Origin of the sequence: Pseudomonas weihenstephanensis, assembly GCF_001043055.1 — a bacterium.
GTDB lineage: Bacteria > Pseudomonadota > Gammaproteobacteria > Pseudomonadales > Pseudomonadaceae > Aquipseudomonas > Aquipseudomonas weihenstephanensis.
On the sequence record NZ_JYLF01000003.1, the window covers coordinates 495,785 to 519,877 of the forward strand.

Below are 24,093 nucleotides of genomic sequence, written 5' to 3' on the forward strand. Positions count from 1 at the left end.
CATGAATGGACTGAAAAAGCACCTGTTGGGTGCACCGGCCCTGTGCATTCTGGCGGGCATTAGCACCGCTCACGCCCAGACCTATACCGTACCGCCGCCGTTGCTGGCACCTTCCAGCGTGTCGGCCGAAAGCGCCAGGCTGGCGATACCTGACGGCAAAGAATGGGACAGCTTTCACGGCCAGTTGAGTTCGCAGAAATACTCGCCTCTGACGCAAATCAATAAAGACAACGTCGGGCAGTTGACCAAGGTCTGGCAATATTTCACCGGCGACATGTCCACCGGCACCGGCAAGATTCCGCCGTCGGTCTGGTCGGCCACGCCGATTTTTGCCAATGACACGTTGTACGTCGGCACGCCTTTTTATCGCATCATTGCCCTCGAACCCGAGACCGGCAAAGAGAAGTGGGTCTTTGATACCCAGTCGCCCTTGGTGGCCGAAACCCAGCCTGCGTTGAAGTCGCGTGGCGTGGCCTATTGGCAGGAGAAAACCCCGCAAGCGGGTGTTGCCTGCCAAAAAGTCGTGTATCTGGGCAACATGACCGCCCAGTTGTACGCCGTCGATGCGGACACCGGAAAACCGTGCGAGAAGTTCGGTAAAAACGGTGTGGTGGACGTCAACCAATGGAACACCGTTAACGCCAAATGGCCGCTGTCGGTGCTGCAACCGCCTACGGTCATCGGCGACAAACTGATCGTCGGTTGGGCCGGTAAGGACTGGGAGTACGAAGTTGAATCGCCAGGTTCATTGTTCGCACTCAACGCCCGCACCGGTGAGCTGGAGTGGGAGTTCAAGCCGATCCCGGAAGAAGAGGCAGGCAAAACCGGCACCGCCAATATCTGGACCGCCATGTCCTATGACCCGGCGCTGGGCTTGCTGTACATCCCGGTCTCTTCGCCATCGCCCAATTATTGGGGTGGCAACCGCACCAAGCCGATTCCGCTCGGCACTTCAACCACCGCACTGGACATCAACACCGGCAAGGTGGTCTGGTCGCGGCAGTGGGTTCACCATGACATTTGGGACTACGACATCAACTCGGCCCCGACGTTGATGGACATCACGGTCAATGGCAAGCCGGTAGCCGCGCTGGTACAGGCGACCAAAATGGGCTTCCTGTTTACCGTTGACCGCCGCACGGGCGAGGACGTGTGGCCGATTGAAGAGCGTGCGGTGCCGCAAGGTGATGCTGAGGGCGAGGTGTATTCGCCGACGCAACCGTTCCCGACCAAACCAGCGCCGTTGATGGATCAGTCGAAAAAACCGGCGATCTGGAAGGTCGCCGACATCGTGGGCCTGGGGCAGTGCTCGAAGATGTGGGACGGCCTGGAATACAACGGCATGTACTCGCCACCCTCCACCAAAGGCAACGGCGTGCTGGCGTACCCGGACAGTGCGGGTGGCGTGCAGTGGGGCGGCGTTGCGTTCGATCCGGTGAGCCAGGTGGCAATCGTCAACACGTCGCACATCGTGCAGATGATCAAGCTGTGGGACCGCGCCGCGTATGACAAACAACCGAAAGAGGCAGGTAACGAAAACGGCTTCTACCCGCAAATCGGCGCGCCGTATGGCATGTCGTTGCTGAACGCGCAGAACTGGGCCGGCATGCCGTGCTGGGCGCCGCCGTTCGGTGAGATCGTGGCCCTGGACATGCGCACCGGTGACGTGAAATGGCGTCGTCCGATGGGTGCAGTGCAACAGTGGGGCTGGTACATGCCTGAAGACATGGGCTCGCCGACCATTGGTGGCCCGGCCGTGACTGCGGGCGGGGTGATTTTCATCGGTGCTTCGATGGACGCCAAGGTGCGTGCTTACGCACTGGAGGACGGCAAAGAGCTGTGGTCGGACATCGTCATGGCGCCTGCCGTGGCCAACCCTGCGGTGTATGAGTACAAGGGTCGGCAATACGTAGCGTTTGTGGCGGGCGGTAACTCGATCATGAAAGACCAGGTGGGCGATCAGGTGGTGGTCTACGCATTGCCCAAATAATGCGTGGCACCTGAACCACCCGCAGGCTGCGAGCCTTTGATTTTAAAAGCTCGCAGCCTGCGGCATCGACTACGGTTACGAGGACAATCGCTGCAACTGTTCGCTGGCGCGTAGCGCAAACAGTTGCAGCAACCCGTCGAGTGTATGCGGCCCCGGTTCGTCGGCACGGGTCAAGGCGTACAGCGTGATCGGCAATGCCGGTGTCAAAGGCCGTATCCGCGTGCTCTCACGTGAGGCCCCCAGCGCGGTAAACGGATCAATCACTGCCAATCCGGCACCTGACTCCACCATGGCTCTGGCCAGCGAATAGGTTTGCACCGCGATGTTGATGCGCGGCGGCGGTTCGACGGTGTTCAGGTAACTTTCAAACCGCGCAAACAGCGGGTCGGCACTGCTCAGACCGATTAACGGTGCGTTGGCCAGTTCATCCAGTGCCAAGGGTACACCAAGGTCTTTTTCGGCCCAGTAGTCCCTGGGTGCCAGCGCCACTAAAACCCCATGAGCCAACGCCTGTGCCTTGAGCCCTGGGTGTTCGGGTTGCTTGAAAGTGAGGGCCACGTCCAGTTCGCGCATCAACAGGTTTTGCACCAGTTCACGGGTGTGCGCGCTGGCCAGCTCGCACTGGGTATCGGGATAACGCTGCGTCCATTCGCTGATCACCGGCGGCATCAGTGACAAGGCCAGGGCGGGCGTGCTGCCAATGCGCAACCGGTGACCGGGTTGGCGGCGCAAGCTTTCAGCCAGACGCTGCACCCCTTGCAGGCTTTCAGTGACCTTGTCGACTTCGCGCTCCAGCAGCAAGGCTTCGGGCGTGGGCTGGAGTTTGCCGCGTACCCGTAAAAACAGCGCAAACCCCAACTGCAACTCGGCGTGCTGCAACACCTTGCTCACCGCCGGTTGCGAGACGTGCAGTAACTGCGCCGCCGCGCTCACCGAGCCGGTTTGACGAATAGCCTGGAAAACTTCGATATGTCGCAAGCGCATGGCTGTAGTCCATAACCTTTGTTTATGGGTTAAGCATCTTTATTCATTGTTCGGCGCCTGTCACCTGCCCCTAATCTGAGGTTCGCATAACTTTGGGTTAAGGACTGACATGGCACAGCGGGTTTGCATCATCGGCGGTGGCGTCATTGGGCTGGCAACGGCGTATGCGCTGGTGCGTGACGGCTTTGTAGTGACGCTGATCGAAGCCCAGCCCACGCTGGGCAGCCAGACCAGCTTTGCCAATGGCGGCCAATTGTCCTATCGCTACGTGGCACCGTTGGCAGATGCTGGCGTGCCGTGGCAGGCCATGGGCTGGCTGTTGCGCGCCGACTCACCGCTCAAGCTGCGCCCGCGCATGGACCCGGCCCAATGGCGCTGGCTGGCCGCGTTTGTCGGCGCCTGCCGTGGTTCGGTGAATCAGCGTAACGGTGCACATTTGCTGCGTTTGGCGCTATTGAGCCAGGCAACGTTGCAACAGTGGCGCGAAGAAGACCAACTGAGCGGGTTTGGCTGGCGACGAAACGGCAAGCTCGTGGCTTTTCGTGAGCAGGGCCATTTCGATAAAGCCCGGCAAAACGTTATCCACAGCCCTTTCCAACACGCGCTGTCGGCCAGTGAATGCGCAACGCTTACGCCGGGTCTGCAAGGGTCAAGTTTTGTGGGTGGCATTTACACGCCGGATGAAGAAGTGGGCGATTGCCACGCGTTTTGCCAGCAGTTGGTCGCGCGCTTAGAGGCTTCTGGCCGCTGCACCTTTGTGCTTGGCAAGCCCGTGACGGGTGTGGTGCACAGTCACGGTGCCGTGTCGGCCGTGGACATGGGTGATGAGCGTTTGCAGGTCGATCAACTGGTCCTCGCGGCGGGCCACAACAGCCCGGCGCTGCGCTTGCCCGGTCTGAACCTGCCGTTGTATCCGCTTAAAGGCTACAGCCTGAGCTTGCCGCTGGCCGATGTGGAAAAAGCCCCGCACGTGAGCATCACCGACTACGACCGCAAAATTGTTTACGCAAGGATTGGCGAGCAACTGCGTATCGCGGCAATGGTCGACATCGTGGGTTTTGACCCGGCCCCGGACCCCAAACGCCTCGCACAAATGCGCCAACTGGCGCGCAGCACCTTCCCTGAGGCGGGCGACTATGCCCAGGCCACTGAGTGGGCTGGCATGCGCCCTGCAACACCCACCGGTGTGCCGATTCTGGGCGCCAGTGGTTATCGCAACCTGTGGCTCAATCTGGGTCATGGCGCACTGGGTTTCACCCTGGCCTGTGGCAGCGGCCGTTTACTGGCCGAGCTGATCGCGCAACGTCAAACGTCTATCGACATGCACGGCCTTACGCCGCATGCCGCTTGAATCTGTAGTTCACCACAAGGAAAGCCCGATGACCCTTCACCGCATTAACAGCAATGAGCGATTGAGCGCCGCCGTGACGTTTGAGGCACTGGTGTTTTTGTCCGGTCAGGTGCCGACTCAAACCGTGGATATTGCTGCGCAAACCGCGGAAGTCCTTGGCAAAATCGACGCCTTATTGGCCGAGACCGGCAGCGACAAGGACCACATTCTCAATGCCACGATTTACCTGCAAAACATCCAGCGCGACTTCGCCGCCATGAACACGGTGTGGTCTGCCTGGTTGTCAGCCGGTAAGGCGCCGACCCGAACCACGCTGCAAGCCGAACTGGCGCGGCCCCAGGTGCTGGTTGAAATCAGCGTGATTGCTGCACGTCGTTAATCTGTTTTAAAGGGGAAATAAGAAGATGAAAAAACTCACCTTGATCAGTTGCACGTTGGGCCTGTTGATCAGTCAGGCAGCATCCGCCACAGAGGCGCCATTGCAGGGCGCACTGAAGAAAATTGCCGACTCGGGCAGCATCACGCTGGGCTACCGCGATGCTTCGGTGCCGTTTTCCTATGTGGGCGATAACACGGGCAAACCGATGGGTTACTCCGTCGATCTGGCGAATAAAATCGTCGAAAACGTGCAGAAGAAGCTGGGCGATAAACCGCTGAAAATCAAATACAACCTGGTGACGTCGCAAACCCGTATTCCTCTGGTGCAAAACGGCACGGTGGATCTGGAATGCGGTTCCACGGGTGTCACGGCGGAACGGCAAAAGCAGGTGGCGTTCTCTTATGGTTTTATTTACGTCAAAGGCCAGTTGTTGACCGCCAAGGACAGCGGCATCAAAGGCTTTGATGACCTGCGCGAGAAAAACGTCGTGACCACGGCGGGCACCACCAATGAGCGTTTCATCAAAAGCTACAGTGCCGATCACAAAATGGGCATGAATGTGATCAGCGCCAAAGACCACGGTGAGGCGTTCAAAATGCTCGAAACGGGGCGAGCAGTGGCGTTTTACATGGATGACGCGCTGCTCTATGGCGAACGCGCCAAGGCCCGTGACCCGCATCACTGGGTGGTGGTGGGGGATGAACAATCGCGTGAAATCTACAGCTGCATGGTGCGCAAAGACGATCCGCAGTTCTTGGCAGTGGTGAACCAGACCCTGGCCGACCTGTACCGCTCAGGTGAAATCACGGGTATTTACCAGCGCTGGTTCGAACAGCCGATCCCGCCCAATGGCTTGAACCTGGAGTTCCCGATGACGGCCGAACTCAAGCAAATCATTGCCAAGCCCGTAAGCGATCCTGTGGAGTAAACCGCCACTGACCTGTTGAGGGCCTGTAGCAGCCGAGCACCGCGAAGCTGCGTCAGGCCACTCGAGGTGAGTGACCTGACGCAGCCTTCGGCAGAGGCTACGGTTTTTTAGGAAGTGGCAGCGCCAGCAATACGCATGAACTCGCCAACAGCAGCGGGTTCCAGCTGATAGCGCCGCACACCACAAACATCAGGCTCATACCGGCCTGCCCAAGGGCTGCGCCGCGCAGCACTTTGCCAGACACAAACCAGACCCCCAGGGCCACCTCCAGCAGCGGGATGACAGCGTTGACGACGGGCATCCCCGTTTTAACCAGCCACTCAACCACCGCAACCGTCAGCCCTGCGTAAGGCGCGGCCTGGACAGCGGGGTTGCCGAGCGCACCCTGCAAAAATGCCGTGGCATCGAACCCGTAGAGCCACTTACTCAGCCCGGCCCATAGCCAGAACCCGCCCAGTACAGCGCGAAAGCCCCAAATGAGCGGCGTCATGCGATGGCCGTTCTGCGGGACAGGCCCAGCGACAGCATCCCGATCAGGGTGACCACAAACAAGGCGAAGAACAGACCCGCGATAGCGACGTTAGTCTGCAACGGCAAGGCGCTGGCCGCCGCGCAAGCCGCAGAACCAAACGCAAGCATCAGGCACCCTTGAAGGCTGGCAGCAACACCTGCCCGGTCAGGGAACAGCGACATGGAGCGGGCCAGTGCATTGGAGAAAATGAACCCCTGACCAAATGCAATCAGCATGATGCCCGCCAGCGCAGTCGCCAGGCGCAGTTCATTGGGGGTTGAGGCGATAACGGCGGCGCCCGTCACGAAGAGTGCGGCGCCTGCCCACATTAATTTTGCGGGGGCGATGAACTTGATTAAAAAGCGGTTGATCAACGTGCCTGTCAGGTAGCACGCGCCTACGCCTAATGCCGTGGTCCCGAAGAATTGGGCGCTGTACCCCAGGCGGTCCTGCACGATGTAGGGACCGATAACGTTCCACAACAAAAAGGCAGAAAAACTGGCGCCCAGAATAATCACTGACGCGCGGAAATTGCTATCGGCCAGAATTGCGCCATAGCCAGCCACTGTCTGAAGCGGGCTTCTTCTGCGCTCAACGGGCAGCGATTCCTTCAGGCCCGCCATGACGAACGCCAACACCACGAGGCCATAGACGGCGTAGAGAACGAAGTTATATCTCCAGCCAAAATGCACCTCAATGGCGCCCCCAATATAGGGTGCGATCACGGGGCCCAAGCCGAACGCCAGGCTCAGGTAAATAATCGCCACCGTAAATCGAGGACCTTTGACCGTGTCGACCAGTACCGCTCGCGCTACGACCTGACACGCGCCAATGGCAAACCCTTGCAAAGCCCTGGCGACGAGTAGCATTTCAATGGAGGACGATGTGGCCGCCATGACGCTCCCGGCCAGGAACAGGCCAAGCCCCAGCAACACGGCCGGTCTGCGTCCCCACGCATCCGCCAGAATGCCGAAGAACAGTTGCCCGATGGCGTAGCACAGCAGGGTGATGGTGATGGTGTTCTGCATGAGCGACGGGCTGGCGTCCAGCTCCCGCCCAATGGAGGGGATGCTTGGCGCGTAGAGGTCAATGGCGATGCCGCCGACGCTGTTGATCAGCGGGGCCAGAAAGACGATGAAGTTTTCGTAACGCTTATTAGTAACCATAGATAAGCCTCAAAGGCCCGGGTGACGAGCGTCACCCGGGCCGGGATACGTTAAGCGGATGCCGCAAGGGCATAGTTTTGAGGTCGCACTAAGCCCAGCGGCTTGTGCTCCCACGACATCGGCGGGCTGAGTCGTGAAGCAACTACGCGGGGGGCCTGGCTGTAGTAGGTGCCCCAGTTGACCTGCTGATCTTTCACGCGGCTATGGTCGGCCTGCCCCAGATCATCCAGGCTGACGTCGATCTGGCCCAGAATCTGTCGAACCTGTTCAGTGGCTGTCAGCACGACGAGGCCGTAGTTATGCAGGGCCAGCGTTTTGAGGACCGTGTTGAGCAGGTATCTGCCAGCACCGCTGCCGCTTTGAAAAGAAGCAAACGCCCCGATTTCTGCAATGCGCGCACGGCCAATGGCATAGGAGGTGTCGAGCGATTCATCGAGGTATTGCTCGCTGAACAGCGTCCCGGAATCACCATAGGTGATGCCCAGGCAGGCAAACCCTGGTGCTGCGCCATCGGCTTGGGTCAGGCAGACGAACAGGTCCGGTTTTGGCTCAGGCGTCGCGCCGTAATGCTTCAAGTAGTTATCGCGCACGGCCTCCTGAACGCAGCGATAGCCCGGTCGGTCGCGGTAGAAATTGCGTACTAAGTACATAAGGCTTCCTTTCGCTTATGCGTACAACGAGTCAAGGAAGCGAGCTTCAATTTCAGCGCGACGTGGACGCCCGGTGACGGTGTAGAACTGCTCTCTGAAACCGGAAATATCATTGATCACTTTCATCCGGTTAATCCGCGCAAAGTCCGCCAGGCGATGTTCCAGTTTGGCCATTTCGGCCCGCACGGTTGGCTCGTCTGCGGACGAGAGCACCAGTGCACAAGGTTCATCCTTGCCCTCACCCATCACGATCATGTCGTCGATCAGCGGGCTTTCTTTGTAGACGTTTTCAACCCACTCGGGCGAGATGTTGCGTGCGGTGGACAGGATGATGACGTGCTTTTTTCGTCCGGTGATATACAAAAAACCGTCGCGCAAATCGGCAATGTCGCCGGTGTGCAGATAGCCATCGGACAGATCGCAGGAGGTGTCATCCGAGTTGTAGTAACCGGCACACAGGGTGGGTGTTTTGACCAGCAATTCACCGTCCACGAACTTGGGCTCGATCCCGTCCAGCAGCTTGCCGGCTGAACCCAGTTGGCGTTCAGCGGGTGAGTTCAGGGAAATGATCGATGAGTTTTCGCTCAGGCCATAGGCTTCGAATACCTGCACGCCTTTGGCGTCCAGTTCGTGGAGCACGCTGGCCGGTATTTTGGCGCCACCGGTAATGATGTGCGGCTGGTTATTGCCGAACAACTGCTCGCGGGTGTGGGTTTCCAGAAGCAGGTTGGCTTCTTCCAGCAATTTTGGTGGGAGGTACAGGAAGTTCGGCTCGTTTGGCGCGATCAATTCCAGGTAATGCCGCGCATTGCCGCTCGCCGAACCGTACTCTGCGATGCCTTTTGGCATCAGTGTCAAGGTGCCGCCCGAGAGGATCGGGATGAACACGCCGAGCACCTGTTCGATGAGCAGGCTCATGGGAACAATGGAGAAGTAATGGAGGGGCTGCTGCGGCAGTCGCTTCATTACATTGTCAACGAGCAGCCCGACGGCCTCGTCCCGGATCAAGACCCCTTTTGGCTTAGACGTAGTGCCCGAGGTGTGGATAACCGACACGATACCTTCAGCCAGGCGTTCATCCTCGTGGCTCCAGGCTTCATGCGTCTGGCCTGTCACTAATTGGGCAGGTATGAAACATGGCTTGGACGGCAGGATGTGGCCCATCCGGCTTTTGGTCTTTTCATCGCTGACAAATACAGCGCTGGCTTTGCCGAGCAGGCTCTCGATTTGATCGTCGGAGAACTCGATAGGCACGGGCAGCAGCACACCGCCCACTTTCTGGATCGCCAGCAGCGTATAGACCCATTCGTAGCAAGAGCGCATGGCAATGCCGAACACCTTGCGCTCACAGCGACCCACACGTTCTTCAAGCGCGCTGGCCAGACGGTTCACATCGTTGCGCAGTTCATACAAGGTATAGCTGCGACCGTTCATTTCTTTGATAACAACCCGGTCAGGGGTGCCGGTCAAATAGTCCTGCATTTTTTTCGTGATCATTGATCAATCCCTCCTACACGATAACTTTGAGCACCAAAAATACGGCGGGACTGATCGTCGAGGCGGCGACGGCCGTGCATGACGCGGGTGTTATCAATCACGACGATATCGCCTTTCTTCCAGAAGTGGCTGTAGGTGTTGCGCTCGGTAACGTCTTTCAACTCATCCCATATATCGAGGGATATATCGTCGCCGTTTTCCCATGTAATGCGGGGTGGCTCATAGTTAACACTTGGGCCAAGCATGGAATTGCAGAAGGCTTGTTTGCCACCAAAGCAGCTTGTTTCTACTGCTGAAATGATTAATTGCGAGTGGATTAAGTTCTGGTCAATTCGGCGATAAGTTTGGCCGGTCACTTTTTGGTTAACGAGTTCCAAGTGCTCATCGGTGATGTCTTCGAGAGGCAGCTCAAGTTCAACACTCAGAAAACGCTTTACGTTATTCCATGGAATACGGCGCGAATATTTTATCGGTGTGTTTTCAAACTGTTTGCGTGTTTTAGAAGACAGGTCAAAGAGCACCTTTTGGCCGTCACACATTGTTGTTTCAGAGCCCACCGAAGCGGCTTCAAGGCAGAAGAACCATTGGATATCAGGGTTGAACGGCAGGTTTCCGTTTTCCCGATGCAGGCCCATCTCATGCAAGCCAGCAATAATCTCGGCGGTGTTGGCAGTCGATGTGGTGCGCGCAGGATCGAACGTGACTCTCGACGAGTGGGCGCTGACAAAATCGTTAAAATCTTGAAGTGTGTCGCTAAAATCGCGGTAAATCACCACGCCGCTGTGGGCGAGGTCACCGTACAACTCCTCAGTGCTGACTGACGTGAGTGCCTTGACGTCAGGTTCTACTGCATAAAGGCACTCAAATCCAAAGCCTGGTGTAGGTTGGCGATAAAACGGGAAATCTAACGACTGCGCTTGAGCCAGCATCGAACGTTCCTCCTGGAGGGTGAGCTCTGGTAGCCATGGCTGCTACCGGTGAACACACAGTAAGAGAAACTTGATTGGTGCGGGTTTTAAGAATTAGAAATGCGCTCGGAAAATTTAAATTTTACTTATCTTACTTGTTCATGATTTCTTCGGAGGCACTGTGGATTAACCTTCTAAGGTTGCCAATATCAAGGCTGCGACTGCGGTCTTTTGACCAGATCATGTCCAGCGTGAATTGTGGGAACCCCATCGGCGGTTCACAGATGACCACACTTTCAGGAATACGAAGTAACGGTAGCAGTTTTGCGGGAAGTGCCAAGGTGGCCGGAACAGCGGCAATAATATTGACGCACGCCTGGTACCCGTTTGCTTTGACTAATACTTTGCGCGCACGGCCTATTTTATCGAGCCAACTGTCGACCATGTTTTTTTCAGAGAGCCAGGGCGTGGGGTATACATGCGGCGATGCACAAAACTCATCCAGGCTCATGGTCTTGCCAGCGTCCTGTCTTAGATAACTGGTGAGGCACACAAATTGATCATTCAAGATGGATTGCCATTCCAGTTCCGGGTGAAGTTGGTGATAACCCGGGCCAAACCCGATGGCAATGTCGACGTCCCCGGAGATGAGCCGATCAATGGGCAGGTCACGGCTCAGGCGTTCCAGGTGCAACGAGACAGCGGTCTGCTCTTTGGCCAACGACTGCAGGGCCTGCGGCAAGACAGACAACTCGAAATGCTCGGGTGCACATATTTGCCAGACTTTGGTCACGGCAGCCGAGGGCCAACCGGCTTCCTCCTCTGCACAGCGGTTGACTGATTCCACGACCACGCGCAGATACGGCGCGATTTTTTCTGCTTTCGTTGTGGGGAGTAATGCGCCCTGTGACGAGGCGAACAGCGTGTCGTCGAAACACCCGCGCAGCCTTTTCAAGCAGTAACTGACGGTTGGCTGACTGATGCTCATCAGCTCGGCGGTGCGCTTGGCGCTGCGTTGTTCAAGCAAGTTCAAAAACACGACGATGTCTTGCAGATCCAGTTGCTTGAGATAGTTGCTGTGTAGCATAGAAAGTTCCCTCTAAATTATGCTGATCACTCGGTGGGAGCGCACTCGCCGGGCAGATGTGACAGTACGCTTTTCAGAATTCCGGCCAGGGTTTGCCGCTGCTCGGCCTTGAGCGGTGCAAGCACGCAATTCTGGATTTCTGTATGTGTGTTTACCGCCTGTTCAATCAAGGCCTTGCCCCGTTCAGACAGACACACCTGCACGCTGCGTCTGTCTTGCTCATCCACTATGCGCTCGATCATCCCGGCGCTTTCCAGTCGGGTCAAACGGTTGGTCATGGCCCCCGAAGTTATCAACAGTGAACGATAAAGTTCGGTTGGCGTGAGGCAATAGGGTGCCCCTGAGCGACGAAGAGTGGCCAGGACGTCGAACTCACCTTCTTTAAATCCATATTGAGCCAAGGCTTCAGCGCGAAGGCGATCCAGGTGTTTTTGGATGCGGGCCATTCGGCCAAAAATCTCCATTGAGGAGGCGTCTATACCGGGCATTGCTTCAGCCCACTGGGCCACCACAAAATCTACATGGTCTTTCAAAGCTGCTCCTTTTTATTCGTAAACGCATCGGCGTTGGCAGGATAACGAACATTATCGGCTTCCAGATGTCTTAACGTTAAGATATCTTTGTCATCGAACGCAGTTTACGAGGGAGGACGTATGGCATTTTTCGATCACAGTGAAGACCGCTATTACTATTTCGATGCAGGGGCCGGGACTCCAATAGTACTTCTGCATGGGCTGGGGAACACAGGAAGGGTCTGGGCACCGCAGGTCGTGGACATGCTGCGTTTAGGCCACCGGGTGATTATCCCTGATTTATTGGGGCATGGTGCATCCGCAAATGTGGGCCGGGCGTTCACCGCACATGAGCAAGCACAGGCGATAGTGGCCCTGCTTGAGTTTCTTGGCTTGGAAAGTGCCATTTTTATCGGTTTATCGCTCGGCGGTATGGTCGCTCTGGAAGTGGCAGCGCAGTACCCCGACGCGGTCGACAAACTGGTGGTCGCCGGGACGTTTAAAACAATGGCCACGCCGCATCGACAACAGATGCTCGATAGCTGGATAGAGGCGCTGACGCAGCCCGACGGCTGCCTGAAGCGTTTTAAATCGAGCTGGACTGACCTGGTGGGTCAGGCCTTTGCCGACACCTCGGCCGGGATGATGTGTTATCAGGCCTGGCATGCACAGGCGGCGGCGCAAGATGCACGTAACCCTGTTAACTGGTGTGAGGGGATGAAGCGTTACGATGTCGGCCCCCGGTTGGGGCTGATAACCGCTCCGACCCTGGTTCTGGCCGGTCAGGCCGATCCTATGAGTTCTGTTGCAGAAGCTCAGGCAATTGGCGACCTGATCCCGTCGGCCGTAGTTGAAGTGGTGGCGGGTGAAGGGCACGTTTTCAATGTCCCTTGTGCTGCTGAATTCAACCGTCTGGTCACTGATTTTTTGCAAGGACATCGGCATGGATAGTCGCCTCTCAAAAACGATGATTGGCATTCTGGCTGTGCTGGTTGGCATCAACTTGCGGCCCATCATGGCTTCAATTGGGCCTTTGCTGGGCGTCCTGCAAACTGACTTGGCACTGAGCAGTGCTCAGGCAAGTCTGCTGACCACGCTGCCGGTCATGATGATGGGCCTGTTTGCGCTGGCCGGGCCTTGGCTACAGGGTTGGATCGGTGAAAACAAAGGGATTGCAATGGGCCTGTTGCTCATTGCCGTGGCCAGTGGCGCGCGTGCGTACATTGACGGCTCGTCCAGTTTGATCGCCACGGCGGCCCTGGGCGGTATCGGGATCGCGGTGACCCAGGCGCTGATGCCTGCCTTCCTTAAGCGCAATTATCCCCAGAGTGCAGGCACCTTGATGGGCTTGTTTACGACGGGGATCATGGCCGGGGCGGCCATCGCTTCCGCGTCAGCGGCGCCCAGTGCCGATGTGCTTGGCTGGCGAATGACGCTCGGGATGGCTGCATTCCCGGCAATCATCGCCTTCGGTGTATGGGTGATAAGCGTCAATGACCATCGTCCCCAAGCCAATAAGGCCCGCTTGCCCATCAAAAGCAGCCGTGCCTGGCTGCTTATGGCGTTTTTCGGGATAGGCACCGGCGCCTACACCTTGGTGTTGGCCTGGTTGCCGCCGTATTACATCGAGCTGGGTTGGCCAGCGTCCAATGCCGGGTATCTGTTGGGAGCGCTCACGCTCACAGAGGTGCTGGCCGGGCTTTTTGTATCAGCAATCATTCATCGGTTCCCGGACCGTAGAGGTCCGCTCGCGCTGGTGATTATCCTGGTCATTGCCGGGCTGGGCTGTTTGATTGCGGCGCCGCTCGCACTGGTCGTGCCAGCGACGATTTTGCTTGGGCTGGGCATCGGGGCTCTTTTCCCGCTGTCGTTGATCGTGACCCTGGATCATGCCAGTTCACCCGCCGAAGCGGGGTCGTTGCTGGCGTTTGTCCAGGGGGGCGGTTATTTAATCGCCGGAACCATGCCCTTTTTGGCGGGCGTTTTGCGTGATGAACTGGCCTCGCTTCGACTGGCGTGGGTGGGTATGGCCATCGCCGTGGCCATACTCCTGATCCTGTGCAGGCACTTCGCACCGTTAAGGTCTGTTTCAGCCTCGCGGACGTAAAGGGATTCAACGCGGTGCTCTCGGGGTTTCGCCGCAGCAGTTTCGGCTGCATTTTGCGGCGATGACCTGAGCCTTTACCTCGCGTAGCGGCTTATCGGCTTTATTGCGGTAACGGCATCCCTTTAGGCCACAGCAACCAGATATTGCCCTTTTGCTTCATGTCGCCCGCCAGCGCGCCGGCTTCGGGGCCGGTACCGACAAAGAAGTCGGCGCGCACTTCACCTGCAATTGCGCCGCCGGTGTCTTGTGCCGCCACCGGACGCACGATGGGTTGCCCGTCAGCGTGCGTGGTCGACAGCCACAGCAGGCTGCCCAATGGAATCACCTTGCGATCCACCGCCACGCTATAGCCTGCGGTCAGTGGCACATTCAACGAGCCGCGAGGGCCTTCGTTGCTGTCGGGGTTCTGGGTGAAAAACACGTAGCTGGGGTTGCTGGCCAACAGTTCATTGACCCGGTGCGGGTGCGCCATCGCCCACGCGTGAATGGTGCCCATGGTCACGTCTTCTTTTTTCAACTCGCCTTGTTCAACCAGCCAGCGGCCTATTGGCTTGTACGGGTGGCCATTCTGGTCGGCGTAGCCAATACGCAGTTGGCGGCCGTTATCGAGTTGCACGCGGCCCGATCCCTGGATTTGCAGAAATTGCAGGTCCATCGGATCGGTCAGCCAGGCGATCACCGGGGCGTTCAGGCCCTGGGCGTTGATGGTGGCAGCTGTGTCGTAGGGTTTGATCACACGGCCTTCAAGGCGTCCGCGTAAACGCTTGCCCTTGAGTTCGGGGTAGAGGCTGTCCAGATTGACCACAATCAAATCCGCTGGCACCCCGTAAACCGGAACGTGGGCCACGTCGGTGGCGGTGAGGCTGCCGGGGTAGACCGGTTCGTAATAGCCGGTGATCAGGCCGTCACTGCTGCCTTCGGCGGAACGCAGGCTGTACACGTCGAGATGGGTTTGCAGAAAGCTGCTGATCTGGGCCACATCGGGGTTGGCAGGCAGTTTGGCGGCTTCGCTGCACAGGTTGCCCCAGTTAGGGTCGGCTTTGAGCCGGGTACAGGCGCTGCGCCATGATGTGAAACCGCCTTGCAAATCCGCCCCTGTGACCTCTGGCAGCGCACTCCAGTCGGCTTTGCTGTAAGTGGTGTGAGGGGGTTCCGGCTGTTTGGCTTCGTTGTCGGTGCCATTGCACCCTGCCAGCAACATGACGACGGGCAGCGCCCAAGCCAGAGGCTTTAAAAAACGACTCATCTGCGATGTTCCTTTGCGGTTGCCGAGGTCTGATGACCGTCAAGGCAATCCTTATATTCAATAGGGGTATTGGTCTTTGCAGGTGACACGAGGATACTGGCGACCGATTTTCGTGATGTGAAGCGACCATGACTTTGAAACGATTGACTGTTGTACTGCTGGCCTGCCTGACGCTGTCGGCGTGTGGTGGGGTTGATCCCAACTCGCCATTGGGACAGCGTAAAGCGATTTTCAAGCAGATGCTCAAGACCAGTGAAGACCTGGGCGGCATGCTGCGTGGTCGAATTCCGTTCGATGGCCCGCGTTTTACTGAAGGTGCGGTCAAACTTGATGCATTGGCTCACGAGCCGTGGAAGCATTTCCCACAAGTTAAAGAGTCTGATCAAACCAGCGCGACTGATGATGTCTGGCAAAAACAGGCCCGTTTTCAGGACTTGGCGCGTCAATTGGAAGCAGCGACTGGTGAGCTGGTGATTGCCAGTCAGGTGCAGCCGTATAAAGCCAGCAACCTGGCGCCTGCGGTGCAGAAAGTTGAAGACACGTGCAGCGCGTGCCACAAGGAATTTCGCAACCACTGAGTCAGTGTTGAATCAACAGACCCTCACCCTCTCCCTGAGGGAGAGGGGACTGAATGCCTACAGCCTGAGCGCTTCATTCGCCAGACAGACTGAATGCATGCAATCCCCCGTTAAGCCGCGCATCGGCGCCCTCATCTTGCGGCAGAGGGTGGGGTTGAGGGTGTAGTGGGCTTACTGGTCCAACTGATCCAGCGCTTCCTGCAATTCTTTGCGCGATTCAGCCAGTTTGTTTTTACGCTTGTCGATTTTCTCCGGGTCGCCTTTCTTCATGGCTTTGTCCAGATCCGCCTGACGCTGGCTAACCTCATGCTTGGCGTCGAGTACCTTTTTTTCGCGTTCTTTTTTCAGGCCAGCCTCTGTGCAATTGGCTTTGACTTCCTTCAGTGCTTTTTCCAGACCCGCCACCTGGAAGGGGTTGTTGTGGGCGCGTGCGTACTCAAGTTGAGTTTCGATATTTTTGACTTTGGCAGCGCAACCGGTCAATTCAGGCGCTTGTTGCGCAGCCATCAGTGGGGCAGCCAGCAGGCCGCAAACAGTGAACAGGGCGAGCGGTGAAAGAAGTTTCATAAAAAAGCTCCATAACAAAAAGTAACAATACACACAGTTCGTTAGATCCCAGGCGCAGCATGCGCTTGGGTAAACGCTGGTGGGATCAGTCGAAACCGGCAATCCCGACAGCTTGTAATTCTTGGCTCAAGGCCCGTACGTCAGGGTCGCGCAGGAACGCACTCAGCTGTTCGGCGCGACGCGGGCCAATGCCCGGTTCCGCCATCCAGTCCTTGGTGTCGCGTGCAACCAACGCCTGCCAAGACTGGCCCAAGGCGCTGTCACCGGTGGGCGGCAACCCGAGTGCTTTGACCCAGCGTTCGAATGATTGTTGCCGAGCGGTGTGCAAACTCTTCAATAAACGTGCGCTGCTGCGTTCGCCCAAGCCCGTAATACTAGCAAGCTGAGCAGGATTGAGGGTCAACCAATCCAGCAAGCGGCTGATTTTGCCGGCCTGGATCAACTTCTCCCACGTGCCAGGGCCGACAAACGGCAGGTCCAGACCTTTTTTGCCACTCAGCCAGTTCAAGCGCGCCAAAAACTGGCTTTCGCAGCCCGGTTTCGCTTGCCAACAACTCAGTGCGTGGAAGTCATGGGGGTCAGGTGCCTGTACTTCAATACGCTCGGGAGCGCGAAAAACGACGTGATCAAAGCGCGGGATCGTCATGCCCGCCAGGCTGATGGCTACGTGATCGCCGGGGCGAATGTCTAGGGTTTGCCAGCGTTGTAGCGAGCCAAGGCTGATGCGCTGGATTTGTCGGTCGTCGAGCCGAACCGGGGTGAGTTCCAGCAGGGGTGTGATACGCCCGGTGCGGCCAATCTTGAACGTTACCTTGCGCACCTCGCTGATGGCCTGCGCATGGGGGTATTTCCAGGCGGCGGCCCAGTTCGGCGGTTTGGCTTGCCACCGCTTCGCGGCAGGGCGCTGGCTTTGGCGCAAGACCACGCCGTCTGTGGCAAAGGGCAGGGGGCTGTTATGCCAGTGCTGGCGCCAGTGTTGCGCGTGCTCAAGCTGCTCGACGGGGTGGCTGTAGGTCAGGCTGTCAATAAAGCCCAGCGCGCTCAGTTGCTGCAACCGTTCGGTTTGGGTGTCCGGGCCATCGGGCCAGTCCCATACAAACAAGCCAATGTCATGGGCGTGTTCCGCTGGCAGGTCATGACGGGCCATTAACCCCGCCACGGTGCTGCGCGCATTGAGGCTGCCGGATGTGGCTTGCACGTGCCCGGACATGCGCCAGTACAACTCACCTTGCAGCACGGCATTTACCGCCAGGGGCAGTTGTTTTGGAATGGCGCTGATCAAGCGTGCGCCGGGCGTCCAGTCTTGCCCTTTCTCACCGTCACCGCGACTGATGACCTGCTGCAAATGGCCTTGCTCATAAACCAGGGTTACTGCGACGCCATCGACTTTGGGTTGTATCCACACCCCCTGACGGTTTTTTAGCCAATGGTTGACGGCCTGCTCGTCGGGCAGTTTTTGCAGTCCGGTCTGGGCTATCGGGTGCCAGACCTTGCCGCGAGCTGTGTGCAGAGGGTTATCCACAGGCGTAGCGTCAAAGCAGCGTCGCCAGTGCTCCAGGCGAGCGCGCGACTTATCGTAAACCGCGTCAGTGACGAGTGAGACTCCGCGGCGGTGGTAGCTGTCGTCCCAGGTTTTCAATTGCTGGCTCAGCGTGGCGAGGTGCTGCTGCGCGCGTATGGACGGCCAGTCAGGGCAAGTGTCCGCGTGTGCGTTGAGCGTGAGCAGTGCGACTATAAAAGTGCCGATAAAACGGAGTGTGGCCAGCATCATGAGCGTCCTTGCCCGGAATGAATGCTTAAGGCTAGCGCAGGTTTTTTTGCAGGCGCATCAGGACGTTTACAGGGTGTTGCGGCTTAGCCAATCTGCGGCACAGTTTTTTTTTGCCCAAAAAAAAGCCCCGGGCAGTCACCTGTCCGGGGCTTTTGGGTGCAGCGGGCGTCGTTAAATGCCAGCAGCAGCGCGCAGCTCTTCAGCGCGGTCGGTACGCTCCCACGTGAACGTGGTGAAGGTATCGTCGCCTACTGTTTTGGTCTGCGGCGTGCGGCCGAAGTGGCCGTAGGCTGCGGTTTCCTGGTACATCGGGTGCAGCAGGTCGAGCATCTTGGTGATCGCGTAAGGACGCAGGTCGAACACGTCACGCACCAGCTTGATGATTTTCTCGTCGGAAATTTTGCCGGTGCCGAAGGTGTTCAACGAAATCGAAGTCGGTTGAGCGACGCCAATTGCGTAGGAAACCTGAATTTCGCAACGCTCAGCCAGGCCGGCAGCCACAATGTTTTTAGCCACATAACGGCCGGCGTAAGCAGCCGAGCGGTCTACTTTGGACGGATCTTTACCCGAGAATGCGCCGCCGCCGTGGCGCGCCATGCCGCCGTAGGTGTCAACGATGATCTTTCGACCGGTCAGGCCGCAGTCGCCCACCGGGCCACCGATGATGAACTGGCCAGTCGGGTTGATGTGGAACTGGGTGTCTTTGTGCAGCAGTTCGGCAGGCAACACGTGCTTGACGATCAGCTCCATCACGCCTTCGCGCAGGTCAGCAGCGCTGACGTCCGGGCTGTGCTGGGTCGACAGCACGATGGCGTCGATGCCCACCACTTTGCCGTTGTCGTAACGGCACGTAACCTGGGATTTGGCATCCGGGCGCAGCCACGGCAGCAGGCCGGACTTGCGGGCTTCAGCCTGGCGCTGTACCAACTGATGCGAGAAGGTGATCGGTGCTGGCATCAGCACCTCGGTTTCGTTGCTGGCGTAGCCGAACATCAGCCCCTGGTCGCCAGCGCCCTGATCTTCAGGCTTGGCGCGGTCAACGCCCTGGTTGATGTCAGGGGACTGCTTGCCGATGATGTTCATCACGCCGCAGGTCGCGCCGTCGAAACCGACGTCGGAGCTGGTGTAACCGATGTCGGTGATCACGTCACGAACGATCTGCTCCAGGTCAACCCAGGCCGAGGTGGTGACTTCGCCTGCGATGATCGCTACGCCGGTTTTCACCAGAGTCTCGCACGCCACACGGGCGAACTTGTCTTCAGCAATGATGGCGTCCAGCACCGCGTCAGAAATCTGGTCGGCGATTTTGTCCGGATGCCCTTCAGACACGGACTCGGAGGTGAAAAGGGAGTATTCGCTCATCTCGACGGTTTCCTAATATTTACCGATGGTGAGTGTTGCCAGAGGGTCGCTGAAAGTGGCGGACCTGAATCTGGAAACCATTACGTAAGCCTACATAGAGGCTTTCCCCGGGAACCAGTCCCGCAGCGGTGGCCCAACGGGCCAGATCATCTTGTTCAAAACCTAACCATAAATCACCGCACGCCTCGCGGGCCCACGCCTGATTATGGCTACACAACTCTGTTACCAGCAGGCTACCGCCAGGTTGCAGCAGGGTGGCCAGTTGCTTTAATGCGTCGGCCGGTGCGGCGAAATGGTGCAAGACCATGTTCACCACCACGCAATCGACCTGGATTTGCGAACCGTTGAGCGCGTCTGCCAAGGTCAGGCTGACGTTGCTCAGCGCTTCTCGCTCACACACCTGGCGCGCCAGTTCGAGCATCGCCGGGCTGTTGTCCAGTGCCGTGACCTGATGAAAGCGGCGGGCCAGATCAGGCAAAAAGCTGCCGTCGCCGGGGCCGACTTCAAGGGCCGTGGCCGCAGGGCTAAAACTCAGTTTGTCGAGCAGTGCCAGTACGCTGTCCCGGTACTGCGGCAAGCCTGCAATCAGGTCTTGCTGGGCGCGAAACTTCTCGGCAATGCGTGAGAAAAAATCTTGGCTAGCGGCAGCACGCTGCCGGTGTACGGCGCTGATGCGTGCTTGTACCTCTGCGGGCAAGGTCAGGTTGTCGACCTCCTCCAGCAGCGCGGCGTGTAACGTGCCGCCCAGTTGCTCGGTGTGGGGCAGGGCGCGGCGATAAAAAATCGCATTGCCCTCGCGGCGGGTGGCCACCAGCCTGGCCTGGGACAGCACCTTGAGGTGATGGCTCATGCCCGACTGGCCGGTTGCAAAAATCTGCGTCAGCTCCAGCACACCAAATGAATCATTGGCCAACGCGCGCAGCACATTGAGTCGCAGCGGATCACCTCCAGCCTTGCACAGGGCGGAGAGCTCGTCGCAATCGTCATGGCGAATTGAAGGCACGCGTAAGTTCATGGGGTGGCAGTCTAGTTACCCGTTTGTGTCGTCGCAAGTTCAATATCAAAACTTTTTGATATTGGTCGATAAGTGGTGCGTTTGTCGGACGGGTTCTGTGAATGGACGAGCGAAGCGGGCCAATCCTCAGCAGATTGAACGGTTAAGCGCAGGAAAAACCGCTCAAGTGACTATCTGTCATTGCCCGAGGGCGCTGCCTGAGGGAAAATGCTCGCCTTTTTTCCGTTTCGTTTTATTTATCAATACCCAGGAGAACAGCGATGCCCAGCCGTCGTGAGCGTGCCAACGCCATTCGTGCACTCAGCATGGATGCCGTGCAAAAAGCCAACAGCGGCCATCCAGGTGCCCCTATGGGCATGGCGGATATCGCCGAAGTTCTGTGGCGCGATTATCTGAAGCACAACCCGAGCAACCCGTCGTTCGCTGACCGTGACCGCTTCGTGCTGTCCAACGGCCACGGTTCGATGCTGATCTACTCGTTGCTGCACCTGACCGGTTACGACCTGTCGATCGATGACCTGAAAAACTTCCGCCAGTTGCACAGCCGCACCCCCGGTCACCCGGAGCTGGGCTACACGCCGGGCGTTGAAACCACGACCGGTCCATTGGGTCAGGGTTTGGCCAACGCCGTGGGTTTTGCCCTGGCAGAAAAAGTCATGGGCGCGCAGTTCAACCGTCCTGGCCACGACATTGTTGATCACCACACCTACGTGTTCCTGGGTGATGGCTGCATGATGGAAGGCATTTCCCACGAAGTTGGCTCACTGGCCGGTACCTTGGGCCTGGGCAAACTGATCGCCTTCTACGACGACAACGGCATCTCCATCGATGGCGAAGTTGAAGGCTGGTTCACCGACGACACGCCAAAGCGTTTCGAAGCCTACAACTGGCAAGTGATCCGCAACGTTGACGGTCACGACCCGGAAGAAATCAAAACCGCGATCGAAACCGCGCGCAAAAGCGATCAGCCAACCCTGATCTGCTGCAAAACCACCATCGGTTTTGGCTCGCCAAACAAGCAGGGCAAGGAAGATTGCCACGGTGCCCCACTGGGTAACGACGAAATCGCCTTGACCCGCACCGCGCTGAACTGGAACCACGCGCCGTTTGAAATCCCGGCCGATATTTACGCCGAATGGGATGCCAAGCAGGCCGGTGCCGCGGTTGAATCCGAGTGGGACAAGCGCTTCGCAGCCTATGCTGCCGCATTCCCGGAACTGGCGTCTGAGCTGTCCCGTCGTCTTAAGGGCGACCTGCCTGCCGACTTCGATGCCAAGGCGACGGCCTACATCAATGAAGTGGCCGCCAAAGGCGAGACCATCGCCAGCCGTAAAGCCAGCCAGAACACCCTGAACGCTTTCGGCCCGCTGTTGCCGGAACTGCTCGGCGGTTCGGCTGACCTGGCCGGTTCCAACCTGACCCTGTGGAAAGGTTGCAAAGGTGTGTCGGCTGAGGACGCCAGCGGTAACTACATGTACTACGGTGTGCGTGAGTTCGGCATGAGCGCGATCATGAACGGCGTTGCCGTGCATGGCGGCCTGGTGCCTTACGGCGCGACCTTCCTGATGTTCATGGAATACGCCCGCAACGCGATCCGCATGTCGGCTTTGATGAAGCAGCGTGTGATCTACGTGTTCACCCACGACTCCATCGGTCTGGGCGAAGACGGCCCGACGCACCAGCCGGTCGAGCAACTGACCAGCCTGCGTACCACGCCGAACCTGGACACCTGGCGCCCTGCCGACGCGGTTGAATCCGCAGCGGCCTGGAAATTCGCCCTTGAGCGTAAAGACGGCCCGTCGGCGCTGATCTTCTCGCGTCAGAACCTGAACCACCAAACCCGTGATGCCGCGCAAATTGCCGACATCAACCGAGGCGGTTACGTGCTCAAAGATTGCGCAGGCGAGCCTGAGCTGATCCTGATCTCCGCCGGTTCTGAAATTGGCCTGACCGTTCAGGCATACGAGAAGCTGACCGAGCAAGGCCGCAAGGTCCGTGTGGTGTCGATGCCGTGCACCAGCGTGTATGAAGCTCAGGACGCAGGCTACAAGCAGTCGGTTCTGCCGTTGCAAGTCAGCGCGCGTATTGCCATCGAAGCGTCCCACGCGGACTACTGGTACAAGTACGTGGGTCTGGAAGGTCGCGTCATCGGCATGACCACCTACGGCGAGTCGGCGCCTGCGCCTGCCTTGTTCGAGGAGTTCGGTTTCACCCTGGAAAACATCCTGGATCAGGCCCAAGAACTGCTGGAAGACTAAATCACAACGCGGTGGCCCTTGGCTGCCGCGCTCCCCGTAGTCGCTGCCGCAGGCTGCGAAGGGTTGCTCTGCAACCCGTTTCTTGAAGGCCCTGCGGTCCTTGTCGCAGCCTTGGGCAGCGACTACAGGTTTTGAATAAGAGAACCCCATGCCTGAACTGCGTCCTTACAAAGTTGCACTCAACGGCTACGGCCGCATTGGTCGTTGTGTCTTGCGGGCGTTGTTTGAACGAGGCGCGGCTGCCGGGTTTGAAATTGTTGCACTTAATGATTTGGCCGACATGGCCAGTCTCGAATATTTGACGCGCTTCGACTCCACACATGGCCGGTTTCCCGGCGAGATACGGATCGAAGGCGACTGCCTGCATATCAATGGCGACTGCGTGAAAGTGTTCCGCAGTGCCACTCCGGAAGGCATCGACTGGGCCGCATTGGGCGTAGATCTTGTGCTGGAATGCTCCGGTGCCTACAACACGCGCGCTGACGGCCAACGTTTTCTGGATGCCGGCGCACCGGCGGTGCTGTTTTCGCAACCGATGGCCAGCGAGGCAGATGCTGACGCCACCATCGTGTACGGCGTGAACCAGCACAGCCTGAGCGGTACCGAACGCCTGATTTCCAACGCTTCTTGCACCACCAACTGCGGCGTGCCGCTGCTGCGCTTGCTGGATAAAGCGTTTGGTCTGGAATACGTGTCGATCACCACCATTCACTCGGCGATGAACGATCAGCCGGTGATTGACGCTTACCACGACGAAGACCTTCGTCGTACACGTTCGGCGTTTCAGTCCGTGATTCCGGTGTCCACCGGTCTGGCTAAAGGCATCGAACGTTTGTTGCCGGAACTTGCTGGCCGAATTCAAGCCAAAGCCGTACGGGTGCCGACCTTGAATGTGTCGTGCCTGGATATCACGTTGACCACTGCGCGCGACACAACCGCGCAGGAAGTGAACGATATGCTGCGCGAGGCTGCCACCAGCGGCCCGCTCAAAGGCTTGTTGGCATACACCGAGTTGCCGCACGCCAGCTGTGATTTCAACCATGACCCGCATTCGGCGATTGTTGACGCCAGCCAGACCCGCGTTTCCGGCCCCCGGCTGGTGAACCTGCTGGCGTGGTTCGACAACGAATGGGGGTTTGCCAATCGAATGATCGATGTGGCTGAGCACTATCTGCACGTAACTCACCCAAAACCCGCTCTCTAACATTAGAAACTCAGGAACTGCG

At 58.1% G+C, this 24,093-nt stretch carries 22 protein-coding genes; 9 read left to right on the forward strand and 13 right to left on the reverse strand.

What is annotated here, in order from left to right:
* Position 1: 1 nt before the first annotated feature.
* On the forward strand, positions 2-1,990 hold the full coding sequence (locus tag TU86_RS09920) for a pyrroloquinoline quinone-dependent dehydrogenase (RefSeq protein WP_048364112.1): 1,989 nt from the start codon (positions 2-4) through the stop codon (positions 1,988-1,990).
* Between the two features lie 75 nt (positions 1,991-2,065).
* On the opposite strand, the gene TU86_RS09925 is transcribed toward TU86_RS09920, so the two are convergent.
* Positions 2,066-2,974, reverse strand: a complete 909-nt coding sequence (locus tag TU86_RS09925; protein WP_048364113.1) for a LysR family transcriptional regulator — start codon at positions 2,972-2,974, stop codon at positions 2,066-2,068.
* 109 nt (positions 2,975-3,083) lie between these two features.
* Between TU86_RS09925 and TU86_RS09930 the strand changes: the two genes are divergently transcribed.
* Genes TU86_RS09930 through TU86_RS09940 form a run of 3 tightly spaced genes read left to right on the forward strand, consistent with a single transcriptional unit; the run spans position 3,084 to position 5,632 of the window.
* Entirely contained in the window at positions 3,084-4,325 is a 1,242-nt protein-coding gene (locus tag TU86_RS09930; protein ID WP_048364114.1) for a D-amino acid dehydrogenase, read from the forward strand.
* A gap of 28 nt (positions 4,326-4,353) precedes the next feature.
* Positions 4,354-4,704: a RidA family protein gene (locus TU86_RS09935; protein ID WP_048364115.1), complete on the forward strand. Its 351-nt coding sequence runs from the start codon at positions 4,354-4,356 to the stop codon at positions 4,702-4,704.
* A gap of 25 nt (positions 4,705-4,729) precedes the next feature.
* Positions 4,730-5,632: a transporter substrate-binding domain-containing protein gene (locus TU86_RS09940; RefSeq protein WP_048364116.1), complete on the forward strand. Its 903-nt coding sequence runs from the start codon at positions 4,730-4,732 to the stop codon at positions 5,630-5,632.
* A 97-nt stretch (positions 5,633-5,729) separates the two neighbouring features.
* Here the strand turns inward: TU86_RS09940 and TU86_RS09945 are convergent, their stop codons facing one another.
* The 7 genes from TU86_RS09945 to TU86_RS09975 all read right to left on the reverse strand — a co-directional run bounded on the left by TU86_RS09945 (position 5,730) and on the right by TU86_RS09975 (position 11,984).
* A complete protein-coding gene (locus tag TU86_RS09945; protein ID WP_048364117.1) occupies positions 5,730-6,122 on the reverse strand; it encodes a hypothetical protein in 393 nt (130 codons plus the stop codon).
* Positions 6,119-7,309 (reverse strand): multidrug effflux MFS transporter, encoded by a 1,191-nt coding sequence (locus TU86_RS09950; protein ID WP_048364118.1) that lies wholly within the window; start codon positions 7,307-7,309, stop codon positions 6,119-6,121. The genes TU86_RS09945 and TU86_RS09950 overlap by 4 nt, the downstream gene beginning before the upstream one ends.
* 50 nt (positions 7,310-7,359) lie before the next feature.
* Positions 7,360-7,959 carry a thermostable hemolysin gene (locus TU86_RS09955; RefSeq protein WP_048364119.1) on the reverse strand — a complete coding sequence of 200 codons (600 nt, stop codon included), beginning with the start codon at positions 7,957-7,959 and terminating at the stop codon, positions 7,360-7,362.
* A gap of 15 nt (positions 7,960-7,974) precedes the next feature.
* Positions 7,975-9,456: an AMP-binding protein gene (locus TU86_RS09960; protein ID WP_048364120.1), complete on the reverse strand. Its 1,482-nt coding sequence runs from the start codon at positions 9,454-9,456 to the stop codon at positions 7,975-7,977.
* On the reverse strand, positions 9,453-10,385 hold the full coding sequence (locus TU86_RS09965) for a TauD/TfdA family dioxygenase (protein ID WP_048364121.1): 933 nt from the start codon (positions 10,383-10,385) through the stop codon (positions 9,453-9,455). Before TU86_RS09965 ends, TU86_RS09960 begins: the two co-directional genes overlap by 4 nt.
* Before the next feature lie 130 nt (positions 10,386-10,515).
* On the reverse strand, positions 10,516-11,451 hold the full coding sequence (locus tag TU86_RS09970; RefSeq protein WP_048364122.1) for a LysR family transcriptional regulator: 936 nt from the start codon (positions 11,449-11,451) through the stop codon (positions 10,516-10,518).
* A gap of 26 nt (positions 11,452-11,477) precedes the next feature.
* The gene (locus TU86_RS09975) at positions 11,478-11,984 is read right to left on the reverse strand and encodes a MarR family winged helix-turn-helix transcriptional regulator (RefSeq protein ID WP_048364123.1); all 507 of its coding nucleotides are present in this window, start codon (positions 11,982-11,984) and stop codon (positions 11,478-11,480) included.
* Between the two features lie 120 nt (positions 11,985-12,104).
* Between TU86_RS09975 and TU86_RS09980 the strand changes: the two genes are divergently transcribed.
* Together TU86_RS09980 and TU86_RS09985 are read left to right on the forward strand one after the other, a co-directional pair.
* A complete protein-coding gene (locus tag TU86_RS09980) occupies positions 12,105-12,914 on the forward strand; it encodes an alpha/beta fold hydrolase (protein ID WP_048364124.1) in 810 nt (269 codons plus the stop codon).
* On the forward strand, positions 12,907-14,070 hold the full coding sequence (locus tag TU86_RS09985; protein WP_048364125.1) for an MFS transporter: 1,164 nt from the start codon (positions 12,907-12,909) through the stop codon (positions 14,068-14,070). The genes TU86_RS09980 and TU86_RS09985 overlap by 8 nt, the downstream gene beginning before the upstream one ends.
* A gap of 100 nt (positions 14,071-14,170) precedes the next feature.
* On the opposite strand, the gene mltA is transcribed toward TU86_RS09985, so the two are convergent.
* Complete coding sequence (gene mltA, locus TU86_RS09990; protein ID WP_048364126.1) at positions 14,171-15,316, reverse strand: murein transglycosylase A; 1,146 nt, start codon at positions 15,314-15,316, stop codon at positions 14,171-14,173.
* A gap of 128 nt (positions 15,317-15,444) precedes the next feature.
* Here mltA and TU86_RS09995 point away from each other — a divergent pair, with 128 nt between their 5' ends.
* The gene (locus tag TU86_RS09995; protein ID WP_048364127.1) at positions 15,445-15,894 is read left to right on the forward strand and encodes a c-type cytochrome; all 450 of its coding nucleotides are present in this window, start codon (positions 15,445-15,447) and stop codon (positions 15,892-15,894) included.
* 171 nt (positions 15,895-16,065) lie between these two features.
* On the opposite strand, the gene TU86_RS10000 is transcribed toward TU86_RS09995, so the two are convergent.
* The 4 genes from TU86_RS10000 to TU86_RS10015 all read right to left on the reverse strand — a co-directional run bounded on the left by TU86_RS10000 (position 16,066) and on the right by TU86_RS10015 (position 20,609).
* The gene (locus TU86_RS10000) at positions 16,066-16,461 is read right to left on the reverse strand and encodes a DUF1090 domain-containing protein (RefSeq protein ID WP_048364128.1); all 396 of its coding nucleotides are present in this window, start codon (positions 16,459-16,461) and stop codon (positions 16,066-16,068) included.
* Positions 16,462-16,546: 85 nt separating this feature from the next.
* The gene (ligB, locus tag TU86_RS10005) at positions 16,547-18,229 is read right to left on the reverse strand and encodes an NAD-dependent DNA ligase LigB (protein ID WP_048364129.1); all 1,683 of its coding nucleotides are present in this window, start codon (positions 18,227-18,229) and stop codon (positions 16,547-16,549) included.
* A gap of 174 nt (positions 18,230-18,403) precedes the next feature.
* The gene (gene metK / locus TU86_RS10010; protein WP_048364130.1) at positions 18,404-19,594 is read right to left on the reverse strand and encodes a methionine adenosyltransferase; all 1,191 of its coding nucleotides are present in this window, start codon (positions 19,592-19,594) and stop codon (positions 18,404-18,406) included.
* Positions 19,595-19,613: 19 nt separating this feature from the next.
* Entirely contained in the window at positions 19,614-20,609 is a 996-nt protein-coding gene (locus TU86_RS10015; RefSeq protein WP_048364131.1) for an ArsR/SmtB family transcription factor, read from the reverse strand.
* Positions 20,610-20,869: 260 nt separating this feature from the next.
* On the opposite strand from TU86_RS10015, the gene tkt reads away from it, so the two are divergent.
* Positions 20,870-22,867 (forward strand): transketolase, encoded by a 1,998-nt coding sequence (tkt, locus tag TU86_RS10020; protein ID WP_048364132.1) that lies wholly within the window; start codon positions 20,870-20,872, stop codon positions 22,865-22,867.
* 148 nt (positions 22,868-23,015) lie between these two features.
* Positions 23,016-24,071, forward strand: a complete 1,056-nt coding sequence (epd, locus tag TU86_RS10025; protein WP_048364133.1) for an erythrose-4-phosphate dehydrogenase — start codon at positions 23,016-23,018, stop codon at positions 24,069-24,071.
* The last annotated feature ends 22 nt before the right edge of the window (positions 24,072-24,093 follow it).

What these genes read in the sequence shown, in the direction of transcription:
- TU86_RS09955 (WP_048364119.1), bottom strand. Translation starts at nt 7,959, where the DNA reads ATGTACTTAGTACGCAATTTCTACCGCGACCGACCGGGCTATCGCTGC.
- TU86_RS09970 (WP_048364122.1), bottom strand. Translation starts at nt 11,451, where the DNA reads ATGCTACACAGCAACTATCTCAAGCAACTGGATCTGCAAGACATCGTC.
- TU86_RS09985 (WP_048364125.1), top strand. Translation starts at nt 12,907, where the DNA reads ATGGATAGTCGCCTCTCAAAAACGATGATTGGCATTCTGGCTGTGCTG.
- TU86_RS09995 (WP_048364127.1), top strand. Translation starts at nt 15,445, where the DNA reads ATGACTTTGAAACGATTGACTGTTGTACTGCTGGCCTGCCTGACGCTG.
- mltA (WP_048364126.1), bottom strand. Translation starts at nt 15,316, where the DNA reads ATGAGTCGTTTTTTAAAGCCTCTGGCTTGGGCGCTGCCCGTCGTCATG.
- TU86_RS09925 (WP_048364113.1), bottom strand. Translation starts at nt 2,974, where the DNA reads ATGCGCTTGCGACATATCGAAGTTTTCCAGGCTATTCGTCAAACCGGC.
- TU86_RS09940 (WP_048364116.1), top strand. Translation starts at nt 4,730, where the DNA reads ATGAAAAAACTCACCTTGATCAGTTGCACGTTGGGCCTGTTGATCAGT.
- TU86_RS10000 (WP_048364128.1), bottom strand. Translation starts at nt 16,461, where the DNA reads ATGAAACTTCTTTCACCGCTCGCCCTGTTCACTGTTTGCGGCCTGCTG.
- TU86_RS09920 (WP_048364112.1), top strand. Translation starts at nt 2, where the DNA reads ATGAATGGACTGAAAAAGCACCTGTTGGGTGCACCGGCCCTGTGCATT.
- ligB (WP_048364129.1), bottom strand. Translation starts at nt 18,229, where the DNA reads ATGCTGGCCACACTCCGTTTTATCGGCACTTTTATAGTCGCACTGCTC.
- TU86_RS09950 (WP_048364118.1), bottom strand. Translation starts at nt 7,309, where the DNA reads ATGGTTACTAATAAGCGTTACGAAAACTTCATCGTCTTTCTGGCCCCG.
- TU86_RS09960 (WP_048364120.1), bottom strand. Translation starts at nt 9,456, where the DNA reads ATGATCACGAAAAAAATGCAGGACTATTTGACCGGCACCCCTGACCGG.
- TU86_RS09980 (WP_048364124.1), top strand. Translation starts at nt 12,105, where the DNA reads ATGGCATTTTTCGATCACAGTGAAGACCGCTATTACTATTTCGATGCA.
- tkt (WP_048364132.1), top strand. Translation starts at nt 20,870, where the DNA reads ATGCCCAGCCGTCGTGAGCGTGCCAACGCCATTCGTGCACTCAGCATG.
- TU86_RS09945 (WP_048364117.1), bottom strand. Translation starts at nt 6,122, where the DNA reads ATGACGCCGCTCATTTGGGGCTTTCGCGCTGTACTGGGCGGGTTCTGG.
- TU86_RS09935 (WP_048364115.1), top strand. Translation starts at nt 4,354, where the DNA reads ATGACCCTTCACCGCATTAACAGCAATGAGCGATTGAGCGCCGCCGTG.
- metK (WP_048364130.1), bottom strand. Translation starts at nt 19,594, where the DNA reads ATGAGCGAATACTCCCTTTTCACCTCCGAGTCCGTGTCTGAAGGGCAT.
- TU86_RS10015 (WP_048364131.1), bottom strand. Translation starts at nt 20,609, where the DNA reads ATGAACTTACGCGTGCCTTCAATTCGCCATGACGATTGCGACGAGCTC.
- epd (WP_048364133.1), top strand. Translation starts at nt 23,016, where the DNA reads ATGCCTGAACTGCGTCCTTACAAAGTTGCACTCAACGGCTACGGCCGC.
- TU86_RS09965 (WP_048364121.1), bottom strand. Translation starts at nt 10,385, where the DNA reads ATGCTGGCTCAAGCGCAGTCGTTAGATTTCCCGTTTTATCGCCAACCT.
- TU86_RS09930 (WP_048364114.1), top strand. Translation starts at nt 3,084, where the DNA reads ATGGCACAGCGGGTTTGCATCATCGGCGGTGGCGTCATTGGGCTGGCA.